Origin of the sequence: Prevotella sp. khp1 (assembly GCF_900102205.1) — a bacterium.
GTDB classification, from domain to species: Bacteria; Bacteroidota; Bacteroidia; order Bacteroidales; family Bacteroidaceae; genus Prevotella; species Prevotella ruminicola.
Map to the genome: position 1 here is coordinate 247682 of NZ_FNJZ01000003.1, position 25436 is coordinate 273117.

Genomic DNA, 25436 nt, shown 5'->3' on the forward strand with positions numbered 1-25436 from the left:
TTTACCAGAAATAGAAGTAGAACGATGCACACAGGCCGATAACAACGAGAGTTCCGATGATATCGAATGCACCCCAGCTCTCCTTGATCGACTGTTTGAAGTCGGAAGAGAAGGTGATGGCATCAATCTGCTCTTTCGAAGGTGCAGGTGTGAAGAAGCTTACAGCCACCATCAGCACGATGATGAACAGCAGCAGCCAGCACTCGAAAATGAGCCAGTTGGTCTGCCAGAACCATGTGGTGGCATCCCAGAAAGCACCATCCATGGCTGCCTTACCCGATTCGGTAACAACGTTGGTAACCAAACGAACCATACCAATCAGGAAACCGCCAATCAGTCCCCACTCACCAGCCTTTGGTGTAATCTTCTTCGAGAAGATACCCAGGGTGAATACTGCTACCATCGCAGGAGCAATGAGCGACTGGATATCCTGCAGATAAGAGTAGAGGTTACCCATGTTCATCATGATAGGCATCCAAGCCAGACCCAACAGCACTACAACAACGGTAGCGCAGCGACCTACAAATACGTAGTGAGCCTCGCTCATACCCTTCTTCATGGGCTTGTAGAAATCCTCGGTAAACAAGGTGGCGCAGCTGTTGAAGAATGCGGCCAGCGAAGCTACCAGTGCACATACGAAACCGATAGTTACGATACCCTTGATACCGGCAGGCAGAATGTTCTTAACCATCATGGCGAAAGCACCGTCAGTAGATTCGTGGTTCATGATATCCATCTCGATACCGCTACCACTCTTCAGCGAGAGGGCATAGGCAATCATACCAGGAATCAGGAACATAAAGCAAGGCAGAATCTTGAAGAAACCGGCTGCGATAGTTCCGCGGCGGGCACGCTTCATCACCTCCTTATTGTCCTCGCCAGGAACCTGACCAAGTACACGCTGAACGATGTGCTGGTCGGTACACCAGTACCAGAAACCAATGATCGAGGCACCCAGGAATACCACGTAGCCAGGGAACTGAGGATACATAGGATCGGCTGGGTCGGGGTGGAACATGTGAGTGGTTCCGAAACCATCGTGGGCTGCGTTACATACGCGCATCATCTCGCTCCATCCTGCGGTGATGCTGCCATCGCCCAGCATGTTCAGTCCGAGGAACAGAACCAGGAACGAACCAACAATCAGGATAGGAGTCTGGATGGTTGAAAGGGTCATCACACCCTTCATACCACCGAATACGGTGAACACGGCGGTGATGGCAATCAGACCAATGGCACCATACCAGAAAGGTATGCCCAGCAAGAACTTGAAGAAGATACCACCGGTGAAAGCGGTTACCGACACCTTAGTGAGCACGTAGGCCACCAGGGTGATGATACTGAGCCAAGAACCTGTGCGCTGAGTGTAGCGGAACTTCAGGAAGTCGGGCATCGTGATAATCTTACCCATCTTGTTGATGAGCAGCTGATAGAAAGGTACGAACAGCCAACCCAGAATCAGGATCATCCAACCCTGCATCTCCCAGTGAGCCATACCCACACCATCCTTTGCTCCTGTACCGGCCAGACCTACCAGGTGCTCTGAACCGATGTTGGCGGCAAAGATGGCCATACCAATTACATACCATGGCTCACCCTTACCAAAAAGGTAAGCCGAAGAATCCTCGCCCTGCTGGGCTTTCTTGTCTTTCCAGATGGCATACCATACGGCTGCCACCACTCCACATAGGCCGACGATGAGTACAACCCAGTCGAGCCAGATAAATTCATGTGAACTCCAATTCATGGAAATAAAATTTGATATTAGTTAATAATTAGGAACTCCGTATTACTTGATTGAGAACTTGTAAGCTGCATGACTGTAATACTTCTCGCCTGGGTTCAGGGTTGGCTGTACCCACTCAGGATGGTTAGGTGAGTCGGGATACTTCTGGCTCTCCAAGCAAACACTCACGTGCTTTGGATAGGTGATGCCATGCTTGCGGGCGATGTCCTTATCGGCACCTACACCCTGGAAGTTACCGCTGTAAACCTGTACACCTGGCTCGTTGGTAAACATCTCCATCAGGATACCTGTTTTGGGGCTGTAGAGGCTGGCGCAAACCTGTGTGTCGTCGCCCTTACCGTCCTTGAAGGTGTTCAGGCAGTAGTTGTGGTCGTAACCTGTAGCGTTCTGAATCTGGTCGAACTGCGAGTTGATGCTGTCGCCCAGAGCGTGTGGCTGACGGAAGTCCATTGGAGTGCCCTCAACCGACTTGATCTCGCCTGTGGGGATATAAAGCTTGTCGCTGGGAGTAAAGTTATCAGCGTTTACATACAGTACCATGTCGTAAGCGGGCTGTGTAAAGTCGCCGCTAAGGTTGTAGTAGTTGTGGTTGGTCTGGTTAATGATAGTTGGCTTGTCGGTCTCAGCCTCCCAAGTCATATCCAGCACATTGTCGGCTGTAAGCTTGTAGGTGGTAACTGCCATTACCTTGCCGGGGAATCCGTTTTCGCCATCAGCAGCTACGATGGTAAGCTTCAGGATTGAGTCACCAATCTGCTCAGCCTCGTAAACCTGGTGCATCCAACCGGTGTTGCCACCGCCGTGCAGCGAGTTAGGACCATCGTTGGTGCGCAGCTGTACGGTGTCGCCCTTCAGCAGGAACTGTCCGTTCTTGATGCGGTTAGCATAACGACCTACGCTTGAGCCGTAATCAGATGGGGTGTTGATGGTATCGGCATACTGAGCGATGTTGTCGAATCCGAGAACAACGTCGGTTGGTTTACCATCCTTGTCGGGAACTACCAGCGATACGATACGGGCACCGTAGTTAGTGATGCAAACCTCCATACCATTCTCGTTCTTCAGTGTGTAAAGCTTAACTGGCTTTGACTGAATAGTAGTGTCGAACTTGGCTGGGTTCAAACCCGATACCGTGAGCTGTGGAGCCTGCTGGCTTCCTGCACATGAGAGCATCAGTGCAGCTGCACCAACTCCCATCAATGTTGCTTTCAATGCTTTCATTGTTTTACTTGTTTTTAATTATTACGTTATTGTTAATGCTAATTTGGGTGTAAAATTACAATTATAATTTGAACTAACAAACAAAAATGCAAAAAAAATAAGGAGTAAGGTGTAAAAAACACACCTTACCCCCAATATTTAACCTTTATAAACACAAAAATGTGTTTTTTGTTGGTTCGGAGTTAGCAAATTCTGCGTGAACCGTCGCCGATTACTACATCGTAAACCTTTGGCTCGTGTCCGTACTTAGCTTTGAACTTTGCCTTAGCGTCGTCGATGAACTTCTTGTAGAGATCGTTGCGAACCAGGTTGATGGTGCAGCCACCAAATCCGCCACCCATGATACGTGAACCGGTTACACCGTTCTCCTTAGCGATATCGTTCAAGAAGTCGAGCTCCTCGCAAGATACCTCATAATCCTTCGACAGACCAGCGTGAGTCTGATACATCAGCTCACCAACCTTCTCGTAGTCGCCCTCGTTCAGTGCGTCGCAGACTGCCAGTACGCGGTCCTTCTCACCGAGAACGAACTTAGCGCGCTTGTAGTCCTCTTCGCCTACCTCGGCACGAACCTCATCCAGCTGCTCCCATGTGCAGTCGCGCAGGGTCTCGAACTTACCCTCTGGGTGCTTAGCCTGAATGTGCTTTACTACGTTCTCGCAGCTGTTGCGGCGATCGTTGTAAGGCGAACCAGCCAGCTGGTGCTTAACTACTGAGTCGAGCAGTACCAGACGGTAGCCATCGGGCTTGAATGGGAAGTACTCAAACTCGCGGCTGCGGCAGTCGAGGCGCATCAGGCAACCAGCCTTACCGAATACTGAGGCAAACTGGTCCATGATACCACAGTTAACACCGCAGTAGTTGTGCTCGGTAGCCTGACCGGCCAGTACCATATCCCACTGCGAAACCTTGTTGTCGCCGAAGATATCGTTCAAACCACAGGCAAAGCAGCTCTCCATAGCGGCTGATGATGACATACCAGCACCAAGGGGAACGTCGCCGGCAAAAGCGATGTTAAAGCCCTTAACGGGAACACCCAGCTTCTTCATCTCCAGAGCGATACCATAGATGTAACGAGCCCAAGAGGCCTTAGGACCTGCAGGGTCAGAGAGCTTGAAGTCAACGCGGTCTTTCAGGTCGATAGCGTATGCCATCACAGTGTCGTCGGTACCATTAGCACGCATTTCGGCTACAATACCTTTATCGACAGCACCTGGGAACACGAAACCACCATTGTAGTCGGTGTGCTCACCAATCAGGTTAATACGTCCGGGAGATGCATATACGTTACCAGTCTTTCCATCAAAGTGCTTGATGAAGCGGCTTCTTACAAATTCAATGTCCATAAGCTTTAAAATTTAAAGGGTTAATATTAATCGACTTTGATGTCCTGATTCACGTTCTTGCAACCTACGAGTGCGTAGAACAGAATATAGGCCAACATAGCGATGACGAGCCAGTAGCTGAAGATAGGACCGGCTGACTTGGCGATAGCCTCCTGAAGGAGAGGCATCACACCACCACCAACAACCATTGTCATGAAGATACCCGAGGCAGCCTCAGTGTACTTGCCCAGTCCCTCAACCGAGAGGTTGAAGATACCACCCCACATGATTGAGGTGCAGAGACCGCAAGCAGGAATCAGGAAGGCCTTGGCAGGTACGTCGTGTCCGCTGAACGAGATGGTTACGCTCTCAGGCATAAAGATAGCTACTACGAGCAGCAGGATAGCAACAGCGCTAACTGTTGACAGCTGCAGCTTGGTAGAAACCTTACCAGAGATAGCACTCGAGCAAGCACGACCAATCATCATGAGCAACCAGTAGGCAGCAGCCAGTGTACCACCGATGGCGGCTGCACCTTCGAAACCAAGATCGGTTACGTAGAAGTTCAGCTCCATAGGAATTCCAATCTCGATACCTACATAGAAGAAGATAGCGATAACACCCAGCACGCAGTGGCGGAATGCCAATGGGCTGCGCTCGTACTTAGGAGATACCTTTCCGAGTGTGGGCTCTGGAATGCTAACACGGCTGATGATAACGAACGAAATGGCGAATACGGCAATACCGATAAACAGCAGTGGAGCAACGTCGCCCATGCTGGTCTCGGCTGTTACAGTACCTACCAGGATACCTGCCAACAGCGGTGTGAGTGTACCGGTGAGTGAGTTCAGAGTACCTCCCACCTGAATGAGCTGGTTACCCTTGTTACCGCCACCTCCAAGAAGGTTCAGCATAGGGTTAACTACGGTGTTGAGCATACATACGCAGAAACCGCAGATGAATGCACCAAGCAGGTAGATTACCAGGTTGAGGGCTACAGGAATGCTATCGTATGTGAATACGTAAGTACCTGCGCCTACCAGGCTTGAGAGATACTGGAAACACAAACCAACGATACCCACGATCAGAGCAATCAGGGCTGTCTTTTTGTATCCGTATTTCGTAAGCATTTTACCTGCAGGAATTCCCATAAACAGGTAAGCCGCAAAGTTCATCAGGTTACCCCAAGCTTTGGCAAAAGGATACTCGAAACCCCAGATGTTGCCAAAGGGAGCGCCCATGTTAGTTACAAAGCTGATCATCGCGAAGATGAAGCACATAGTGACAATGGCAATCACCTTGCCATTCTTGTTTGTTTCAGTCATATTTGTCGTCTATTTATTTAAAATGTTGGATAATTTCTTATTCTACCACTCCAAAGCGGTATACGGTCTTCTGCTTGTAGCGCTGTCCTGGATTCAATACTACGCTGGGGAAGTATGGACGGTTAGGTGAATCGGGGAAGTGCTGGGCCTCGAAGCAGACAGCTGAACGATGTGGGAAGGTGCAACCATTAGCGCCCTTATAGCCGCTCAGGAAGTTACCTGTGTAAAGCTGCAAGCCTGGCTCAGTGGTGTAAACCTCCATAGTACGGCCGCTCTTTGGGTCGGTAACCTTGGCAGCGAATGAGAGCTCGCCCTCTTCCTGCTTGTTCAGTACGTAGTTGTGGTCGAAACCGTGTCCGAACTTAATCTGCTCGTGATCGGCGTTGATGTCCTGTCCGAATGCCTTTGGCTTGCGGAAGTCGAATGGAGTGCCCTCAACCTTCAGGATCTCACCTGTTGGGATAGCAGTAGCGTCGGTAGGCAGATAGAAGTCGGCATTGATCTCGCAAATCTGATCGTCGATACTTGGTGTAGGATCGGCAGTACCAGCCAGTGAGAAGAAGGCATGGTGTGTCAGATTAACGATTGTCTTCTTGTTGGTAGTAGCCAGGTACTCGATTACCAGTTCGTTGTTGTCGGTAAAGGTAAATTCTACTGTTACATCCAGCTCGCCTGTGAAACCTTCCTCACCATAAGAAGAGATACGGTGCAGAGCCAAAGAGCGAGGACCCATCTGACGGGCGTCCCAAACCTTAGCGTTGAAACCTACTGAACCGCCGTGCAGGTGGTTAGGTCCATCGTTAAGAGCCAGCTGGTACTCCTTGCCGTTCAGAATGAACTGGCCTTTGCAGATACGGTTACCCCAACGGCCGATCAGAGTCGACAGATAAGGCTCGTTTCCGCTGGTCAGCTGCTCGATGCTGTCGTGACCCTGGATAACGTTAGCTACTTTACCATCCTTGCCGGGAACCATAATAGCACAAATGGCACCGCCATAGTTTGAGATGGCAACTTCGAATCCTTTACGGTTTCTAAGAATATACAAGTCGGTTTTTTTACCGTTGATTGTGGCCTGGAAGTTCTCACGCTTCAAGCCGCACAGATTCACTGTCTCTGTAGTGTTCGCCATATGAATATGTTTATTAGTTAAAAATTAATTTTCTGCAAAGTAACAGAAAAAAAATCAAACTAACGAACGTTTCAGCGAAAAAAAAGTTTTTGCAGTCTTAAAAAAATCTAAATACAGTTCTTTAGCAGGTCAGCTACCACATAACTGCTACCTCCAACGAACACAAAGTCGTTATTCTCGGCTGCAGCTTTAGCTGCCTCGTAAGCCGATTTTACATCGGGATAGGCCTCGCCTTGCAGCTCCATGGTCTGGGCATAAAGCTTCAGAACGTTCTCCGAAACGGCACGTTTATTGTTCGCTTTTGTAAAATAATAGGTAGCATTCTTGGGCAGTAATGCCAACACACCCTGTATGTCTTTATCGTCAACCATACCGAATACAATGTGCATGTGATTGCACTTTATCGACTTGAGCTGCTCGCTCAGATAAGTCCAACCTGGCACATTATGACCGGTATCGCAGATGGTAAGTGGGGCCTCGCTGATCTTCTGCCAACGTCCCTTCAGGCCTGTCAGGTTGCAAACATGCAGGAATCCCTGTCGCACCTCGCGGTTCATGCAGGGCTTATTAGTCTCGCATGGGCATGCGTGCATGTAGCCCAGAGCTTCCAGCTGCTGTACGGCGCAAAGGATGGTATTGGTGTTCTTTTCCTGATAGCTGCCACCCAGCTCGCCCTTGATAATGCCAAAGTCCTTGGTGTTGTACTCAAAGCCTGCAGCACTGTTCGAGGCCGAGATAATCTGGTTCTGATCCTCGGCAAATACGATGGGCGCGTGGTTCTCAACGGCAACCGTCTCGAAAACCATACGTGTCTCGGGTGTGGTCTCGCCAATAACTACGGGCACATCCTTCTTGATGATACCTGCTTTCTCCATAGCAATCTGCTCGAGCGAATTGCCCAGGAACTGCGTGTGGTCCATGCCGATATTGGTGATAACGGATAGGGCAGGGGTGATGATATTGGTGCAGTCTAATCGGCCGCCCAAACCCACCTCGACTACGGCGATATCCACCTTCATCTCAGCAAAATACTTAAAGGCCAGTGCTGTGGTAAGCTCAAAGAACGAGGGCTTGATGGGCTCGAAGAAACTCTTCTCCTTCTCCACAAAGTCGATCACGTATTCCTCGCTGATGGGTTGACCGTTTACGCGGATGCGCTCGCTGAAGTCAACCAGATGTGGCGATGTGTACAAACCTACACGATAGCCGCACATCTGCAAAATAGCAGAAAGCGTGTGAGCACACGACCCCTTTCCGTTAGTACCAGCCACATGAATAGTAACATACTTTTGATGTGGATGACCGAAATGTTTGTCGAGTGCATGACTGTTTTCCAGTCCTTCCTTATACCCGCCTGCTCCCTGACGCTCGAACATGGGTAGCTGACTGTAAAGGTATTCACACGTTTCCTGATAAGTCATAGCTTTATACCTTATTATATATTAATTAAAGTAATTCTTGAATTTCTGGAAGATCGAGTCGCGTGTCTGCTTGTCGCCCTTGAAGTTGTCGCTGCCCTTGAACTGCTCAATGGCATGCTTCTCTTCCTTACTCAAGGTCTTAGGCACGTAAACGCTGATGTTAACCACCAGGTCGCCACGACCGCTACCATAGCCCTGAACCACGGGCAATCCCTTACCGCGCAAACGTAAGGTCTTACCAGGCTGGGTGCCATTCTCGAGCTTTACCTTGAGCTTGGTTCCCTCGATGGTAGGAATCTCAATCTCGCCTCCAAGTGCAGCTGTTGGGAAGTCGAGCAACAGGTTGTAAATCAGGTCGTTACCATCACGTATAAATGTCTCGTGTGGCTCCTCGGCGATAAACACCTGGATGTCGCCCGATGTACCGTTGTGCTTGCCGGCATTACCCTTGCCAGGCACATTTACAACCATACCCTCGGCTACGCCAGCTGGGATGTTAATCTCTACAACCTCTTCGCCCTTCTCAACGCCTGTGCCGCCGCAGTGCTTACACTTGTTCTTAATCACCATGCCTTCGCCACCGCAAGTGGGGCAAACGCTCTGCTGCTGCATCATACCGAAGATGCTCTGGGTGGTATGAGTGATGTAACCCTGACCGTGACAGGTGGGGCACTGCTCCTTCTGACTGCCAGCCTCGGCACCAGTACCGCTACAATGTGGACAAGGGATATCCTTGCGAACCTTGAACTTCTTGGTAACACCAGTATTAATCTCCTCGAGTGTAAGTTTCACCTTCAGGCGCAGGTCGCTGCCGCGATGCTGCTGTGGGCGACGCTGTCCACCGCCAAAGCCACCAAAGCCGTGACCGCCGAAGATATCGCCGAACATCGAGAAGATATCGTCCATGTTCATATTGGTCTCGAAGCCACTGAAACCGCCGAAACCGCCGCCCATGTTAGGTCCGTCGAATCCGAACTGGTCGTACTGCTGACGTGTCTTTGGGTCGTGCAGTACATTGTATGCCTCGGCCGCCTCCTTAAATTTCTCCTCGGCTTCCTTGTCGCCAGGATTACGGTCGGGGTGGTACTTAATGGCTATCTTACGATACGCTTTCTTAATTTCGTCTTCTGTGGCGCTTTTTTGTACGCCCAGCACCTCGTAGTAGTCTCTTTTTTGTGCCATATTGTATTATTGTCCAACTGCCACTTTGGCGTGGCGAATTACTTTGTCGTTCAGTTTATATCCCTCCTGCAGGCAGTCGATAACCTTACCTTTCTTGTCGTCGCCCATACCAGGAACCATCGCTACGGCCTCGTGCAGGTCGGTGTCAAAGTCGGCATCCTTGGTCTCAATCTTGCTTACGCCCTGACCTTCGAGAGTCTTTACGAACTTGCTGTAAATCAGTTCCACACCCTCGCGCAGTACCTGTGGGTCGTCGGTCTTGGCGCCATTGGCAATGGCACGCTCCATATCATCGAGTACAGGCAGAATGGCCGAGATAACCTTCTCGCCACCGTTCAGAATCAGCTCGGCACGCTCTTTCAGTGTGCGCTTGCGGTAATTCTCAAATTCGGCAGCCTTGTAGAGCAACTGTGTCTTCAGCTCCTCAATCTCCTGCTGGGCTTTTGTCAGAGGGTCAACCTCTTCTTCTTCCTTTGCAGCCTCGTCGGCAGCAGCCTCCTGATTCTCGGTTGCCTCTGCTGTCTCTTTTTCAGTGTCTTCAACGGGAGCCTCGTTCAGGTTCTCCTCGTTTTCGATGTTGATATCTTTTTCTGTCATAATAGCGTTGTTTAAAGTTTCTGCTTGTCGTATTGCAAAAACCGTGCCTAATTATCAATTATCAATTATCAACTGTCAATTTTTACACGTACATCTTCTCCTTCTGAGCCTTGATGGTCTCGTCGTAGATGTATTCGTCGTAAGTTGTCAGCTTATCGATGGTGCCCTTTGGAGTGAGCTCGATAATGCGGTCGGCCACAGTGTTGATAAACTCATGGTCGTGCGATGCAAACAGAATGTTTCCCTTAAAGTTAATCAGGTTGTTGTTGAATGCCTGAATACTTTCCAGATCCAAGTGGTTGGTTGGGGTATCCAGAATCAGACAGTTGGCATTCTTCAGCTGCATACGAGCAATCATACAACGCATCTTCTCACCTCCTGACAGTACGTTTACATGCTTCAGTACGTCCTCTTCCTTAAACAGCATTCGTCCCAGGAACGACTTCATGGTTACCTCGTTACCTGGTCCCCACTGGCTCAGCCAGTCAACCAGATTCATTTCGCTCTGGAAGAACTCGGTGTTATCCAATGGCAGATAGGCGGTGGTGATGGTAACACCCCACTTGTAGGTACCTGCATCGGCCTGACGGTTACCGTTGATAATCTCGAACAAGGCGGTCATAGCCTTTGGATTGTGCGAGAGGAATACGGTCTTCTGTCCCTTCTCGATGGTGAAGTTCACGTTGTCGAACAGTACTGTACCGTCGCTGTCAACAGCCTTCAGTCCCTCTACCTCCAGAATCTGTGTTCCAGGCTCACGCTCCATCTGGAAGATGATACCTGGGTATTTACGTGTTGATGGTGTAATCTCTTCTACATTCAGCTTCTCAAGCATCTTCTTACGCGATGTGGTCTGCTTTGATTTTGCTACGTTGGCGCTGAATCGACGGATAAACTCCTCCAGCTGCTTCTTCTTCTCCTCAGCCTTCATCTTCTGGTTCTGAGCCTGACGCAGAGCCAGCTGCGAACTCTCGTACCAGAACGAGTAGTTACCCGAGAACAGGGTTACCTTACCAAAGTCGATATCTACGGTCTGTGTAGAAACGGCATCCAGGAAGTGACGGTCGTGCGACACAACCAGCACGCACTGCTCCAGGTTGCTCAGGTATTCCTCCAGCCACTGAACGGTATCCAGGTCGAGGTCGTTGGTAGGCTCGTCGAGCAACAGGTTGTCGGGGTGTCCGAACAGAGCCTTTGCCAGCATCACACGTACCTTCTCGTTGTTCGAAATCTCGCTCATCTGCTTGTAGTGCTGACTCTCGGCAACGCCCAGGTTCTGCAGCAGCTGTGCTGCCTCGCTTTCGGCCTCCCAGCCGTTCATCTCGGCAAAAGCCATCTCAAGGTCGGCGGCACGTACACCGTCTTCCTCGCTCATTTCGGGTTTTGCATACAGAGCCTCACGCTCTTTCATGTTTTCCCAGAGTGGCTGATGTCCCATCAGCACAGTGTTCATCACTGAAAACTCATCATACTTAAAGTGGTCCTGCTCCAGCACGCTCAGGCGCTCGCCTGGCTGCATCTCGATGGTACCCTTGTTGGCCTCGAGCTCGCCGCTGATGGCACGCAGAAGGGTTGACTTACCAGCACCGTTTGCGCCGATAATACCGTAAATGTTACCACTTGTAAACTTCAGGTTCACATCCTTGTAGAGAACCTTCTTTCCAAACTGGATTGCCAGATTTGTAACTGTAATCATCTTAACTTCTTAAACCTTTATGTTATTTGGGCTGCAAAGGTACGAAAAAAATCTGAAATTACCAAATTTTCTACAACATTCCCTTCGTTGAAGGGAGTTCGTAGTGATAAATGTCGCGGCGCACAGCCATTTTCAGAGCTCTTGCCAATGCTTTAAAGATACCTTCAATCTTGTGGTGTTCGTTCTGTCCTTCGGCCTTGATGTTCAGGTTCATCTTCGATGCGTCGCTCAGACTCTTGAAGAAGTGCAGGAACATCTCGGTGGGCATCTCGCCAATCTTTTCACGATGGAATTCGGCATCCCAAACCAGCCAGGGGCGACCGCCGAAATCCAGACAGGCTGAGCACAGGCAGTCGTCCATCGGCAAGCAGTAACCATAGCGCTCAATACCACGCTTATCGCCCAGAGCCTGCAGAATACATTCGCCTAAGGCGATGGCTGTATCCTCGATGGTGTGGTGCTCGTCAACCTCCAAGTCACCCTTGGTGTGGATGGTCAGGTCTATCATGCCATGCTTGCCAATCTGCTCCAGCATGTGGTCGAAGAATCCCAGACCTGTGCTGATGTCGCACTTACCCGATCCGTCCAGGTTTACTTTTACCCAGATGTCGGTCTCTTTCGTGGTGCGCTTAACTTCAGCTATACGCTCGCCGGCAAACAGCAGTTCAGCTATCTTGTTCCAGGTGATACCCTCGTCGCTCAGAATCAGCGATTTGCAGCCGATGTTCTGGGCAAATTGTCGGTCGGTTTCGCGATCGCCAATCACGTACGAGTTGGCGATGTCGTAGTCTGGATTGTTAATATATTTTTCTACCAATCCGATATTGGGCTTGCGGGTTGGTGCGTTGTCTTCTGGGAAGTGAGGGTCTATCAGAATCTCGTCGAAGGTAATGCCTTCGCCCTCGAGTGTTTGCAGGATGAAATTATGCACGGGCCAAAAAGTATCTTCGGGGAAACTCTCTGTTCCTAAGCCATCCTGATTACTAACCATTACAAACTCAAAGTCCAGTTTCTCGCGGATAAAGGCCAGGTTGCGTATCATTCCTTTTACAAACTTCAGCTTTTCAAAGCTGTCGATCTGCTCATCGGCAGGCTCCTCAATCAGCGTTCCGTCGCGGTCGATAAATAAAATCTTTTTCATATTGTTTTTTTGTTGAATTCGTCTTTCTCTTTGTCCTGCATATACATTGAAATCTTAACCAGATACATGGGCAGCACCATCGTCAGCCATACGTAAGCTTGGATAAAGCCTGCTATGGCGAATACCGCGATACTCAGCCACTTTACGTTCTCGGGCATACCCGATGGGTCGCCGTAAAGCATGCCTACCTGCGACTGCCAGTTGGCAGTAATCAGTATCACCGTAGGCAGGGTGGTTAATAGTGCTAGAGCGGCTACGATAACCAGACATACTATGCTTACTAACAGCAGTTTACCTACGTGCGCCAGCCACGAGCCGTAGCGCAGGGTTACCGGGGGTAGCATCTGCAACTTCTTCAGGCGCCATTTGGCTGCAGCCAGCCAGAGGCCTACGGCTACTATGGCCAGTATCGAGGCGGGTAAGAGTAGGGTAGGTGAAATCAGTACAGGCAAAGCCTGAGCCACAGCCGCCAGGAGTGCAAAGCCGATGGCCAGCCACCAAGTGGCATGGAATATCTTTCTAAAGTTAGCACTGTACAACTGGTAGCCGTCGCGAATGCAAGCCTGACTGCTACGCACCTTCATTTCTATCTTTTTTTTCTCTGTATCCATTGCAAATATCATTTTTTCGCGTGCAAAGATAACGTTTTTTGGCACGAATTACACGAATTAACGCGAAAAAATAAATAAATTCGCGAAAATTCGTGTAATTCGTGCCTATTTTTTAGTATCTTTGCAGCAAATTTTTTAATAATGAAGTTATTAAGATGGGGTTTTATAGGCTGTGGCGAAGTGACCGAGAAGAAGAGCGGTCCCGCTTTCAGCGAGGTTGAAGGCTCGAGTGTGGTGGCTGTGATGAGTCGCACCGAGAAGCATGCGCGTACTTATGCCGTTCAGCATGGTATTGCCAAATGGTATACCGATGCGCAGGAGATGATTGATGATCCTGATGTGAATGCTGTTTATGTGGCCACACCGCCCTCCAGTCATGCCACTTATGCCATTATGGCTATGAAGGCTGGTAAACCCGTGTATGTCGAGAAGCCGCTGGCAGCCAGTTACGAGGATTGTGCCCGTATCAACCGCATCAGTGAGCAGACCGGCGTGCCCTGTTTTGTAGCTTACTACCGCAGATATCTGCCTTATTTCCAGAAGGTAAAAGAGATTGTCGAAGGTGGAAGAATTGGTAAGATACTGAATGTGCAGATACGCTATACAGAACCCCCACGTCAGGCCGATTTGGAGGCGATTGCCAATCACGAGCCGTTGCCTTGGCGCTTGCAACCGGATATTGCAGGTGGTGGCTATTTTTACGATATGGCGCCCCATCAGCTTGATATCCTGCAGGATTTGTTTGGCGTGATTCTCGAAGCGCGAGGCATCTGCAGTAATCGTGGCGGATTGTATAAAGCCGAAGATTCGGTAAGTGCTTGTTTCCAGTTCGAGAATGGTCTGCCGGGTAGCGGTTCGTGGTGTTATGTGGCCCACGAGTCGGCTCGCGAGGATTGTATCGAGATTATCGGAACCGAGGGACAGGTTAGTTTTTCGGTGTTCGATTATACGCCCATCCGCCTGCAAACCAATCAGGGCGAAGAGCGCATTACGGTACCCAATCCGCCTTACGTGCAATATCCGCTTATTAAGAATATGATTGAGCATTTGCAGGGCCTTGGCGTTTGCGAGTGTACCAGCGTGTCGGCCACGCCTGTTAACTGGGTGATGGACCGCATTCTGGGCAAATTCTGATTGTTTTTTTGTGATATGAAGAAGGGACTGATGGTGTTGTTATGGATGATGGTGGGGCTGAGCGCTTTGGCTGCTGGGCCCGACACGCTGTCTGTAGATACTGTTGGTACAAAGAATGAATTAGGCTTGATACGTCGAACTGTACGCGAGTTCGACCGCCTGAACGATGAATATATCGAACCCCAGCACTACGAGTTTACGGTGATGGGGCAGATAACCCGTACTTACGAGAGCTTTATTTTGAGTAGCAACGGTCAGCAGATTAAGCTGTCGCCCGACGGACTTACCAAAATCGGTCCTTACTTTGGCTGGCGTTGGTTCTTCCTGGGCTACACGTTCGATATCAAGAATATCGGCTTTAGTCAGAGTGGCTTGCGTAAGGAGTTCGACCTGAGTATCTACTCGTCGCAGGTGGGTGTTGACATCTTCTATCGCCGTACGGGTAACGATTACAAAATACGCGATGTGCGTTTGGGCTACGGTATGAATGGCGACTTGTTCGAGGGTGTGCCTTTCGATGGCGTGAATGTGGGTATCACCGGTGCCAGTGCCTATTACATCTTTAATCACGGACGCTTCTCTTATCCGGCAGCCTTCAGTCAGAGTACCTGTCAGAAGATTAGCTGCGGTTCGTGGATGGCGGGTATCGGCTTTACCAGGAACACGCTCGATATGGACTACGATAAGCTGCAGACCACACTCAAGTCGCGCATGGATCGTAGTCAGGAACTGAAGCTGGATTCAGGCTTGATGTTCAAGGATATCAAGTACAGCGACTTCATGATATCGGGTGGCTACGCCTATAACTGGGTGTTTGCCAAAAACTGGCTGTTCTGTGCCAGCGCCCAGCTTGCCCTCTGCTATAAGTCGAGCTATGGCGAGATAGCCGACGAGAAGAAGGGCTTCAGCTTTGATAAGGTGAATATGGATGGTATTGGCCGATTTGGTATGGTTTACAATAATACCCGCTGGTATGCCGGTTGGAGTGCTATCCTGCGCACCAACAACTATCGCACCTCGCGATTCACAGCCAATAATATCTTTGGCTCGTTCAATGCCTATATAGGCTATAATTTTTTGTTGAAAAAGAAATATCGTAAAGCATGAAACGTATCATATATATCATCATAGGTATTACCGCCTGCCTCACATCTTATGCCGCAGGTTTTGGCAGCGTAAAGGCGCTGCCCCAGGATAGCGCCACTATCTGCCGCTTGCTGGCCGAGGCCAAGAAGCAGCCCGCATCTACCTGTATGCCGCTGTTTTTTGCCCAGAAGTTTGTGGGCATTCCCTATGTGGCTCATACCCTCGAAGGCGATAAGCAGGAGCGCTTGGTGGTAAACACCCGTCAGCTGGATTGCACCACACTGGTAGAAACCGTTACAGCCCTTACCCTCTGTGCTCAGCGCAAGGATTACTCGTGGCTGGCCTATCAGCAGGCGTTGGTGGGTTTGCGCTATCGTGGTGGCGTGATTAATGGCTATCCCAGCAGGTTGCATTACTTTACCGAGTGGATTACCGATAATACCCGGGATGGGGTGGTGAGTGAGGTGCAGGCGCCCAATCCACCCTTTACTGCTGTACAAACCGTCAAGGTTAACTATATGAGCACCCATCCCAAGAGCTATCAGGCCCTGAAGGAGCATCCTGAGTATGTAAGCGCTATCGCCAAGCAGGAGCGCCAGGTGTCGGGTGCTAAGTACCGCTATATCCCCAAAAAGCTGGTGGGAAAGAGTCAGCTGCTGCGTAAGGCTATCAAGGATGGCGATATTATTGCTATTACCTGTAATAAAGCCGGACTTGATATCGCCCACTTGGGTTTTGCCGTATGGCGTGCCGACGGACTGCATCTGCTAAATGCCTCGCAGTTGCATCACAAGGTGGTGTTAGAGCCCATGACGCTCTATCAGTATCTTAAGAAACATTCCTCGCATACTGGAATCAGAATTATCAGAATAACAAAATAAAATAGTAACTTAACCAAAGGAGAGTAAAAGATGGAATTACCCGATTTTATGAGTTATGCGAACAAGTTTTCGCAGACAGAATTTGCCGAGAAGATTGCGCGTATTGCTAAGCGCGCTGGTGCTAAACTGGTTTATGCGGCACTGATACTTTATTACACCCTGCAGAGCGACAAGGTGAGCAAGGCCGACAAGGCTATCATCATTGGTGCTCTGGGGTACATGATCAGTCCGCTCGACGTGATTCCCGATGCCATCCCCATTGCCGGACTTACCGACGACTTGGCCGTGCTGCTGTACGTGCTGAAGAAGGTTTGGACAGGTATCGACCCCGAGATTGTTGAGCAGGCCAAGAGTAAGCTTAGCCGCTGGTTCGACGAGGAAGAAATCGAAGAGATTGGCGATATTCTCGCACCTGAAGATTAAGCATCAGGGCACAAAAAAATCCTCAGCGTTTGCTGAGGATTTTTCAGAGGTGCCTGGCGGATTCGAACCGCCGTAGACGGTTTTGCAGACCGTTGACTAAGCCACTCATCCAAGGCACCAGGTAAAAAGAATGACTGACATTTTCTCAAATGCGGGTGCAAAGGTACTGAGATTTTCTGAGACTACCAAATTTTTTAGCTACTTTTTCGTGCAGCAACTGCTTTTTTCTGTTTCTTGCACTGTTTTACGTGTTCTTTCAGCTCTTTTAGCTGGCATCCGTCGCAACCTTCGCACGGATCATTGGCTTTTTGCAGCCGCTGGTAAACCCACCACGCGGCATAGACAATCGCGCAAGCTAAGATGAAATAAACAACAATCTGCTGCATAATGTTCTAATCGTTTCTTTAGTACGCTTGCCTAAGCAAGAATGATCAAAGTTTTGTAAGTTTACGTAGCAAAACTTTGTTGATTACCTGAATGCGGTGCCCTTGTCGCTCAATGTCCTCGCGTACATTATTTATATTATTAAAGAAGTCGCTAAAGGCATTCAGTACAGCATTAGGCTGTCCGGCATCCTCTTCAGCCTCAGGATTAATCAGTATCTTAATACCCTGTGGTTCAATGTGCACATCTATCTCGGCATCCGTCATAATCGGGTCGCCATCGTAGTGTATGGCACCTGGCTGCTTACGGGAGATATGCAGCGTTTTGGTGCGGAAAGTCTTAATCTTCGAGTTGTTATGCATGGTTTTCATAAACAGGTCGGCGGCAATCTGTGGTGCGTCGAGTGCTGTAAATGGCTCCATGATAATCACGTCCATCTCGCCATCCTTCATGGTGGCGCCTGGGGCAATGTAAGCATTATTACCATACTGCGAGGCGTTGGCGCAGGCAATCAGGAATGCCTTGTACTTCTTGGCACCCGTATCGTCGCTCACCTCGTAGGTCTCGGGTTTGTATTTCAGTCCCTCTTTCAGCACGTTCTCTACGTAGGTGATGGGACCGCGCTTGCCTGCTTCGGCAAACTTCAGCGATATAAAGGCGTCGAAACCCATGCCGCAAGTGCAGAAGAAGGGCATGCCGTTAATTACACCATAATCAAACGAATCAATCTTACAACTGTTAATCATGCCGATGGCTTTCTTGATTTCCATGGGCACACATAGATGACGGGCCAGGCCGTTGCCGCTGCCGCAGGGCACAATGCCCAGTGCGGTATTGGTGTGTACCAGCGATCGTGCCACCTCATTTACGGTGCCGTCGCCACCCACAGCCACTACTATGTCAACGCCTTCTTCGGCCTTATGTTTTGCTATCTCAGCAGCGTGTCCTCGGTATTCAGTAAAGCATATTTCGGTGTCGAACAGATCCTTGTCGATAATCTGTCCTATCAAGGCAGGAACCTCGGCCTTCGAAGTGGTTCCCGATTTAGGGTTCAAAATAAATGTAATTTTTCTCTTTTTCGTCATAATTATGGTGCAAATTTACGAAATTTGGGCGAAAAAATACCCCTAAAGACAAGAAAAATAGCAAAAACTAACTATTTCTTAGTAAAAACTTGCACGTTTTACCGAAAAATGTGTATCTTTGCACCCTGAAATTTAGAAAATAATAGACTATACCTATATCGGAATGGGACAGTTACAAGAAAGATTCAAGCATTATCGTGAGCCACAGAAGTTTATGGAGGCTGACGTATATCCCTATTTCCGCGAGATTGAAGGAAAGCAGGGAACGGAAGTTGAGATGGGTGGCCACAAGGTGCTGATGTTCGGCTCTAATGCCTATACAGGCTTGACTGGCGACCAGCGTATTATTGATGCAGCTAAGGCAGCACTCGACAAGTATGGCTCTGGTTGTGCCGGAAGCCGATTCCTTAATGGTACACTCGATCTGCATGTTAAGCTCGAAAAGGAAATCTCAAAGTTTATTGGTAAGGACGATTGTCTGTGCCTGTCAACAGGTTTCTCAGTAAACCAGGGTGTTATCCCTGCATTGCTGAGCAAGGACGATTACGTTATCTGCGATGATCGCGACCACGCATCTATCGTTGATGGACGTCGTTTGGCTTTCGCCCGTCAGTTGCACTACAAGCACAACGATATGGCCGACTTGGAGCGCGTGCTTCAGAAGCTGCCTCAGGAGGCTGTTAAGCTGATTGTGGTTGATGGCGTGTTCTCTATGGAGGGCGACCTGGCTAACCTGCCTGCTATCGTTGAGCTCAAGCACAAGTACAACTGCTCTATCATGGTTGACGAGGCTCATGGTATCGGCGTATTCGGTAAGCAGGGACGTGGTGTTTGCGACCACTTCGGACTTACTGACGAGGTTGATCTGATCATGGGTACATTCTCTAAGAGTTTGGCTTCTATCGGTGGTTTCATCGCTTCTGATTGGGATACCATCAACTATCTGCGTCACACTTGCCGCACTTATATCTTCTCGGCATCTAACACACCTGCTGCTACAGCTGCAGCTCTCGAGGCTCTGCACATCATTCAGCAGGAGCCCGAGCGCATCCAGGCTCTGTGGGATGTTACAAACTATGCCCTGAAGCGTTTCCGCGAGGAAGGATTCGAGATTGGTGAGACCGAGAGTCCTATTATTCCTCTTTACGTGCGCGATGTTAATAAGACATTCCTGGTAACCGCTCTGGCTTTCAAGGCTGGTGTGTTTATCAACCCCGTAATTCCTCCTGCATGTGCACCTCAGGATACACTGGTGCGCTACGCTCTGATGGCAACTCACACTAAGGAACAGGTCGACCGTTCTGTAGTTGCTCTGAAGAAGATTTTCGTAGAGCAGGGGATTATCAAGTAATTGACAATTGATAATTTACAATTGATAATTAGCCTCCCAAATTGGGAGGCTTTTTTGTGTTTTGGGGGATGAAAACAGCTTATTTGTTAAAATACGTAAATAAACACCACTTTTTGGCTTTGATATTTTTGTATTCCAAATTTTCTTCGTACCTTTGCACCCGCAAAACAAAAAAACGACCGAGGTGTAGCGCAGTTGGTAGCGTTCCTGGTTTGGGACCAGGCTGTCGCAGGTTCGAGTCCTGTCACCTCGACCAAAGCAAAAAAATGATTTTAACCGCTAGCTTTTATAGTTGGCGGTTTTTTTATGTTTACCGACTAAATTTTTGAATAACTATAAATAAAAAAGTAAGATGAAGAAAACCCTTTTGTTGGCATTCATGGCTGTTGGATTAACTGTCAGTGCCCAGAGTGAGTATCAGATCACCGTTCAGAGCAAAAAGCCGTCGGGCATCATCGATGAGATGCTTTACGGACAGCTTTTTGAGCACATCTACTTCAGTGCCAACAATGGCGTGTGGCAGGAGTTGATACAGGAGCGCTCGTTCGAACCCGAGCAGTATCCTGGCATCCATCCGCGCGATGGCTACTTTGATGGTTGGTTTATGGACGATCATCAGGTGCTGCACTCGCCAACCCGCTACGAGCAGCCGCTCAAGATCGACAGCATCGGCACCAGCGATTTTAATCTCACGATGGATGTAAACTGGCGCGCCTATAAGCTGGCCCGTCGCAGTTGGAGTGGCGGACTGATGGATATCCGCTTTGCCTTCCGCAACAAGGCCGATGGCACACCTTATTATCTGCGCATACACGATCCTTATTACGAGAGCAGGATGTTCACTCCCGCCCAAACACAGGCTCAGATCCAGGCTGCCAAAGAGGGCGAAGCCCGTGCAGCCCTCCAGCAGCAGGCCGCTACAGCCGATTTCTCTATCTGCCGCATGGAAGAACGTGAGGTGCCAGGCTGGGGCGGTCGTACCCGTCGTATCAACACGCTCGTACCATTGGTGTCGGCCCCTGCCACCAAGGAGCAGGTTAACGAGAGTCAGCAGTGGCACAAGCTGCGTATCGAGAGTCGTAGCAACCGTGTTACCGTGTTCTGGGACGATGTGCAGGTGCTCACCTACGATGGCTTAGAGGTAGCCGATCGTCATTTCATTACCTTCTGGGTTAACTATACCGAGGCCACCTATCGCAACATCCAGCTCACCGCTACCGATGGCAAGGTGCTGTTCCAAGGCACCCCTGGCGATGTGCAGATACCCGCCGTTGCCCAGCAGTGGACCGCCTTTGGCGATGGTGGACAGTTCCGATTGGTGAAGGACGATGCCATCAACATGCGCTATTCGCAGCTGATTACTGCCACCAAAGGCCAGGCAGGTATCTTCCAAGGCCCTCAGAATATTGTTAAGGGCGAGAAATACGTAGGCTCTATCTATGCTAAGGGCAAGGGCGAGCTCATCGTAGGCCTGCGCGATACCAATGGCAAGTTTGTGGCCCGCCAATCGCTGGGTAAGGTAGGTAAAAGCTGGCAGAAGTACGCCTTTACCTTAGAGCCCGAAACCAGCTGCGACGGCGATTTCGCCATCGTGGTTAACAATGGTAGCGTACAGGTTGATATGGCCACCATGACCACCCAGAGTGGTATCAACCTGGGTGGATTCCGTCCCGACATCCTGCAGGCCGTTAAGGAGCTTCATCCCACCTGTCTGCGCTGGCCTGGTGGCGGTTATGTGGCCCAGTACGACTGGCAGTGGGGTATCGGTCCGCAGGAGAACCGTCAGCGTTGGGACCACTGGATGTGGATGGATTACGATCAGAACTGCTTTGGTACCGACGAGTTTATCCGTTTCTGTCGCGAGGTTAACTCCGAGCCTGTTATCGTGGTAAGCGTTAAGTTCGAGCGCCCCGCCAGCGAGTACAATCAGATACTGCAGGATGCCGTTAACTGGTTGCGTTACTGCAATGCCCCTGCTACTGATGAGTGGGGTGCCAAGCGTGCTGCCAACGGTCATCCAGAGCCTTACAACGTGAAGTACTGGGAGATTGATAATGAGATGTGGGAGATGGGTATCGAGCGCTACGAGCAGTGTGTACGCGATTTCAGCACCGCCATGCGTAAGGTCGATCCCAGCATCAAGATTATCGCCTGTGGTGGTTTCCGCGAGGACGAGCAGTTCATCCAGCGTAGCGGTCAGTATTTCGATTACCTCAGTCTGCATCATTACGAGCAGCAGGGTGGCTATGCCAGCGGTCCTGTGCGCCTGGGGCAGCAGTACGACAACTACGCCAAGATGATTGCCGATGGTCCTAACCCCAACATCAAACTCTTTATCTCCGAGTGGAACCTCAACAGTATCGACTGGCGTACAGGCCTCTTTGCAGGCGGTTTCCTCAATATGTGCGAGGCCCGCGATGTAGTGGCCATGGGTGCAGCAGCCCTGTTTATCCGCCGTACCGATGCCCCCGACTGGAACAACGCCTTTATCAATTTCGACTATAAGGATCTGTTCAAGGCTCCCAACTGTCAGGTTACCGAGCTTTGGTACAATCACTTCTCAAAGTACCGTCTGGCCTATAGCGGCGAAACGGGCGATGTAAGTGTAAGCACCACGCTCTCCGAGAATGGCGCCGATGTCATCGTCAAGGTGGTTAATCCTACCGATTCTGCCGCCACCCTGCGTATCAAGGGCGATTGGGCTGGGGTAGAGCGTGCACCGTTCGAGTATTATGCCCCCGGCTCGCTTACCGTTGCCAACAGTATGGATAACAAGCACGCTATAGCCCTCAAGCAGGCCCAGGCTCAGGTTGAAGGCACCGATGTAGTGCTCGCCGTACCCGCATTGTCGGCTGGCGTGCTCGTCATCCACAAAAAATAAGTAGGTAACTTTCGCTGGCTTTTCAGAAATAAGTAGTATCTTTGCACCCGGATTTAACAAAAGCATAATAAAAATGGAAAAAGAGATTTACCTGGCTGGAGGTTGCTTCTGGGGTACAGAGCACTTCTTTAAGCAGATAGAAGGTGTGATCGAAACCGAAGTGGGCTTTGCCAACGGCCACACCGAGAACCCAACCTATAAGGAGGTTTATACCGATACCACAGGCCACGCCGAAACCGTTCGTATCAAGTACAACGACGCGGTAGTTGGTCTCGAGTTCCTGTTGCAGATGTTCTTCAAGGCCATCGATCCTACCAGTCTGAATAAGCAGGGCCACGACGAGGGTACCCGCTATCGTACAGGCGTTTATTATCAGGATGCCAATGATCTGCCTGTCATCGAGAAGGTTTTTGCCGAGCAGCAGGCCCAGTACGCTGAGCCATTGGCTGTAGAAAAACTGCCTTTGCAGAAGTTCTATTCGGCCGAGGAGTATCATCAGGACTACCTGGATAAGAATCCCGATGGCTACTGCCACCTGCCCCTCGAGCTCTTTAAGTTTGCCAAGCAGGCCAAGGATAAGAGCAAGCAGCAGTAATACATGCAAGTAAAGCTTACATATAGGTTTACAAGCCGATTATCCATGCGCATCGCCAAAAATGGCGATGTGCATGTTTCTGCACCTATCGGACTGCCCAAGAAGACCGTTGAGAAGTTCATTGCCGAGCATCTCGACTGGATTGAGCAGGCCCGTAAGCGCACCCTCCAGCGCCAGCAGCAGCGCGCTGCCTTCTACGGTCAGCTGCCACTTAAAACCCGCAAGGAGCGTACCGAGGCCATCGCCCGCCTCAAAGCCATTGTCGAGCCCATGGTAGAGCGCTATTCCCAGCAGATGGGTGTCACCACATCCGCCATTACCTACAAGGCCATGATATCCCGTTGGGGCATGTGCAACATTAAAACCCATGCCATCTGTTTCTCTATCTACACCCTGTTGCTCCCCGAGTGGTGTATCGAGCATGTGGTCGCTCACGAGCTCTGCCATTTGTTAGAGCCCACCCACAATGCCCGTTTCCACGCCCTCATGGATCAGTATTTCCCCCGTTGGCGCGCCGCTCGCAAGCAAACCCGCCTTATACAATCATAATACATTTATAGGTACAGCAGCTGATAGCTGTATCCGTAAATGGCTGGTTATCATGTGTTTTTAGATTTTAAGCTGTTTTATCATGAGGGTTAATTCATGATACAACTGCTATATGCCTTGTGTTAATTGTCGGATTGCTATACCTTTGCACCGTAAAAAACTTATAAAACTGAATATTATCTATAATAAGCAACAATGATGAAAACAAAAATTCTACTTTTTGCGATGGCCTGTGCATTCACCGTTCAGGCATCGGCTCAGTCGGGAAGTGTTAAGTACAACGATTTCGTCGTAACCAACCCTTCAAACATCAAGCAGGGCGTTCTCGCCAATGGTTTCCGCTATTATTTATGCGACAACGGTGTTCCTGTTAACAAACTTGAAATGCGACTCATCCAGAAATCAGGTACCGACGACGAGGGTGATATCCCTGGCATCGCGCTCTTATTACGCCGGATGCTTTGCTCCGAGAACCTCACTGCCGGCACTGCCGGTGTGCTGAAGGATAAGCTCGACGAACTAAATCTGCAGTCACTCCCCGATTTCCGTGCCGTTAATGGCCTTGTGCCCAATGTGGCCGCCTACTGTTCCGAAATAGAGAACAGGTGCACAGAGTATAATCTGTTCCGTTTAAATAACGAGCGCACCTACGCGGCGTCGTGTATGGGGCTGCTGGCCCAGATTGCAGGCAATGCCCGTTTCTCGGCTGCCGAGTTGGAGCGCCAGAAGCAGTTGGCCATCAACGAGATTACTAACAGCCGTTACAATCTTGCCCTGTCCGAGGCCAACTACTTCAAGGCCGCCTTCGTAGATGGATGCACCCTCGATGAACTGATAAACAAACAAATCGCCAGCATCCGCAGCATTACGCTCCAGCAGCTCGAAGCCTACTACCAGCGCTGGTATGTGCCGCAGAATCAGTGCCTGTATGTGTTTGGCAAGGCACCCGCCAATATTGTTGATATCATCAAGCAGCAGTTCGGCAGCCGCCCCAGTATGCCCGCTCCCGAACCAACCCCTAACCAGCTGAGCAACCAGTTGGTGCTGATGATCCAGCAGGATGTGCCTGCATGTATTATTCAGTTCTGTTTCCTGAAGCCTCGTGTGGCGCCATCCGATACAAAGAATCTCGATGATCTTCGTAAGGCTGCGGCTTACAATCGTCTTGGCGAGGTGATTGGTACAGCTTTTAATGCACGTGTCGTGTCGGCGTTCGATGATAACCACAAGCTTTTCAACCGCCCAGTATTCACCTTGACTGTCGTAAAGGGCTTAGAGCCTAATGCCGACCAGCAACAGTTTGGCGATTTTGCTGATGAGGTTATTCAAAATCTCAATGATGTCATGCGTATCGGCGTGCAGGCCCATATCACCCAGTTGCCCATCGAAAAGCGAAAGCAGCTTCAGCAGCAGGAGTTAGCCCGTGTTCGTAACTATACGGTGCTCGACACTCATACCTGTATTAAGAATAATTTCGTGTATGGCAAACCACTGCTCAAGGAGACTATGCCTTACCAGTATTTCAAGCACGAGGTGAGCGATCAGGATATCCGCAACTGCTGCCAGGAACTGTTCAGCAATGCCGATCTGCGCGTTGTGTGTGTCACTCCAAATGGCTATCCCGATGCCGACATCAAAGCTAAGCTCGAAGCTTTCTTGACTGGTAAGTAAG

21 protein-coding genes, 2 tRNA genes and 1 pseudogene are annotated in these 25436 nt (G+C 49.9%); 10 read left to right on the top strand and 14 right to left on the bottom strand.

Annotated elements, in window-relative coordinates; genetic code table 11:
* Nucleotide 1: 1 nt before the first annotated feature.
* From BLR73_RS10070 to BLR73_RS10120, 11 genes are all read right to left on the bottom strand, one after another.
* Nucleotides 2-1747, bottom strand: coding sequence for a sodium:solute symporter (locus tag BLR73_RS10070; RefSeq protein ID WP_013064465.1), 1746 nt, complete (start codon nucleotides 1745-1747; stop codon nucleotides 2-4).
* 42 nt (nucleotides 1748-1789) lie between these two features.
* A complete protein-coding gene (locus BLR73_RS10075) occupies nucleotides 1790-2968 on the bottom strand; it encodes an aldose epimerase family protein (RefSeq protein ID WP_033151381.1) in 1179 nt (392 codons plus the stop codon).
* A gap of 182 nt (nucleotides 2969-3150) precedes the next feature.
* Complete coding sequence (gene galK, locus BLR73_RS10080) at nucleotides 3151-4314, bottom strand: galactokinase (protein ID WP_091861689.1); 1164 nt, start codon at nucleotides 4312-4314, stop codon at nucleotides 3151-3153.
* Between the two features lie 26 nt (nucleotides 4315-4340).
* Nucleotides 4341-5618, bottom strand: coding sequence for an MFS transporter (locus BLR73_RS10085; protein ID WP_028908425.1), 1278 nt, complete (start codon nucleotides 5616-5618; stop codon nucleotides 4341-4343).
* Between the two features lie 37 nt (nucleotides 5619-5655).
* Nucleotides 5656-6747 (bottom strand): aldose epimerase family protein, encoded by a 1092-nt coding sequence (locus BLR73_RS10090; RefSeq protein ID WP_013065033.1) that lies wholly within the window; start codon nucleotides 6745-6747, stop codon nucleotides 5656-5658.
* 107 nt (nucleotides 6748-6854) lie between these two features.
* Entirely contained in the window at nucleotides 6855-8168 is a 1314-nt protein-coding gene (locus BLR73_RS10095) for a bifunctional folylpolyglutamate synthase/dihydrofolate synthase (RefSeq protein WP_091861691.1), read from the bottom strand.
* A gap of 21 nt (nucleotides 8169-8189) precedes the next feature.
* Nucleotides 8190-9350 carry a molecular chaperone DnaJ gene (dnaJ, locus tag BLR73_RS10100; protein WP_091861694.1) on the bottom strand — a complete coding sequence of 387 codons (1161 nt, stop codon included), beginning with the start codon at nucleotides 9348-9350 and terminating at the stop codon, nucleotides 8190-8192.
* 6 nt (nucleotides 9351-9356) lie between these two features.
* A complete protein-coding gene (locus BLR73_RS10105; RefSeq protein WP_176763666.1) occupies nucleotides 9357-9947 on the bottom strand; it encodes a nucleotide exchange factor GrpE in 591 nt (196 codons plus the stop codon).
* An 82-nt stretch (nucleotides 9948-10029) separates the two neighbouring features.
* Complete coding sequence (locus BLR73_RS10110; RefSeq protein ID WP_013064500.1) at nucleotides 10030-11643, bottom strand: ABC-F family ATP-binding cassette domain-containing protein; 1614 nt, start codon at nucleotides 11641-11643, stop codon at nucleotides 10030-10032.
* Nucleotides 11644-11713: 70 nt separating this feature from the next.
* Nucleotides 11714-12784 carry a bifunctional histidinol-phosphatase/imidazoleglycerol-phosphate dehydratase HisB gene (gene hisB, locus BLR73_RS10115; RefSeq protein ID WP_091861700.1) on the bottom strand — a complete coding sequence of 357 codons (1071 nt, stop codon included), beginning with the start codon at nucleotides 12782-12784 and terminating at the stop codon, nucleotides 11714-11716.
* Complete coding sequence (locus tag BLR73_RS10120) at nucleotides 12781-13395, bottom strand: hypothetical protein (RefSeq protein ID WP_091861703.1); 615 nt, start codon at nucleotides 13393-13395, stop codon at nucleotides 12781-12783. The genes hisB and BLR73_RS10120 overlap by 4 nt, the downstream gene beginning before the upstream one ends.
* A 141-nt stretch (nucleotides 13396-13536) precedes the next feature.
* Here BLR73_RS10120 and BLR73_RS10125 point away from each other — a divergent pair, with 141 nt between their 5' ends.
* The 4 genes from BLR73_RS10125 to BLR73_RS10140 are packed head-to-tail and all read left to right on the top strand — an operon-like array spanning nucleotide 13537 to nucleotide 16919.
* Complete coding sequence (locus BLR73_RS10125) at nucleotides 13537-14529, top strand: Gfo/Idh/MocA family protein (RefSeq protein ID WP_073045089.1); 993 nt, start codon at nucleotides 13537-13539, stop codon at nucleotides 14527-14529.
* A gap of 15 nt (nucleotides 14530-14544) precedes the next feature.
* Nucleotides 14545-15636 (top strand): DUF4421 domain-containing protein, encoded by a 1092-nt coding sequence (locus tag BLR73_RS10130; protein ID WP_233456454.1) that lies wholly within the window; start codon nucleotides 14545-14547, stop codon nucleotides 15634-15636.
* On the top strand, nucleotides 15633-16496 hold the full coding sequence (locus tag BLR73_RS10135; RefSeq protein ID WP_091861706.1) for an N-acetylmuramoyl-L-alanine amidase-like domain-containing protein: 864 nt from the start codon (nucleotides 15633-15635) through the stop codon (nucleotides 16494-16496). The genes BLR73_RS10130 and BLR73_RS10135 overlap by 4 nt, the downstream gene beginning before the upstream one ends.
* Before the next feature lie 30 nt (nucleotides 16497-16526).
* Nucleotides 16527-16919 (top strand): YkvA family protein, encoded by a 393-nt coding sequence (locus BLR73_RS10140; protein ID WP_013064268.1) that lies wholly within the window; start codon nucleotides 16527-16529, stop codon nucleotides 16917-16919.
* A gap of 47 nt (nucleotides 16920-16966) precedes the next feature.
* Here the strand turns inward: BLR73_RS10140 and BLR73_RS10145 are convergent.
* The 3 genes from BLR73_RS10145 to BLR73_RS10155 all read right to left on the bottom strand — a co-directional run bounded on the left by BLR73_RS10145 (nucleotide 16967) and on the right by BLR73_RS10155 (nucleotide 18388).
* A tRNA-Cys gene (locus tag BLR73_RS10145) sits at nucleotides 16967-17038 on the bottom strand.
* A 75-nt stretch (nucleotides 17039-17113) separates the two neighbouring features.
* The gene (locus tag BLR73_RS10150) at nucleotides 17114-17305 is read right to left on the bottom strand and encodes a hypothetical protein (protein ID WP_091861708.1); all 192 of its coding nucleotides are present in this window, start codon (nucleotides 17303-17305) and stop codon (nucleotides 17114-17116) included.
* 45 nt (nucleotides 17306-17350) lie between these two features.
* Nucleotides 17351-18388 carry a diacylglycerol/lipid kinase family protein gene (locus tag BLR73_RS10155; RefSeq protein ID WP_033151372.1) on the bottom strand — a complete coding sequence of 346 codons (1038 nt, stop codon included), beginning with the start codon at nucleotides 18386-18388 and terminating at the stop codon, nucleotides 17351-17353.
* Nucleotides 18389-18551: 163 nt separating this feature from the next.
* On the opposite strand from BLR73_RS10155, the gene BLR73_RS10160 reads away from it, so the two are divergent.
* From BLR73_RS10160 to BLR73_RS10185, 6 genes and pseudogenes are all read left to right on the top strand, one after another.
* Entirely contained in the window at nucleotides 18552-19739 is a 1188-nt protein-coding gene (locus BLR73_RS10160; protein ID WP_073045081.1) for a serine palmitoyltransferase, read from the top strand.
* 180 nt (nucleotides 19740-19919) lie between these two features.
* Nucleotides 19920-19995, top strand: a tRNA-Pro gene (locus tag BLR73_RS10165).
* A gap of 96 nt (nucleotides 19996-20091) precedes the next feature.
* Complete coding sequence (locus BLR73_RS10170; protein WP_233456453.1) at nucleotides 20092-22620, top strand: family 16 glycoside hydrolase; 2529 nt, start codon at nucleotides 20092-20094, stop codon at nucleotides 22618-22620.
* A 76-nt stretch (nucleotides 22621-22696) separates the two neighbouring features.
* Nucleotides 22697-23215: pseudogene (gene msrA, locus BLR73_RS10175) on the top strand (peptide-methionine (S)-S-oxide reductase MsrA); the annotation flags it as partial.
* Nucleotides 23216-23260: 45 nt separating this feature from the next.
* On the top strand, nucleotides 23261-23764 hold the full coding sequence (locus BLR73_RS10180) for a M48 family metallopeptidase (protein ID WP_176763667.1): 504 nt from the start codon (nucleotides 23261-23263) through the stop codon (nucleotides 23762-23764).
* Nucleotides 23765-23962: 198 nt separating this feature from the next.
* Nucleotides 23963-25435, top strand: a complete 1473-nt coding sequence (locus tag BLR73_RS10185; RefSeq protein WP_176763668.1) for a M16 family metallopeptidase — start codon at nucleotides 23963-23965, stop codon at nucleotides 25433-25435.
* Nucleotide 25436: the final 1 nt, after the last annotated feature.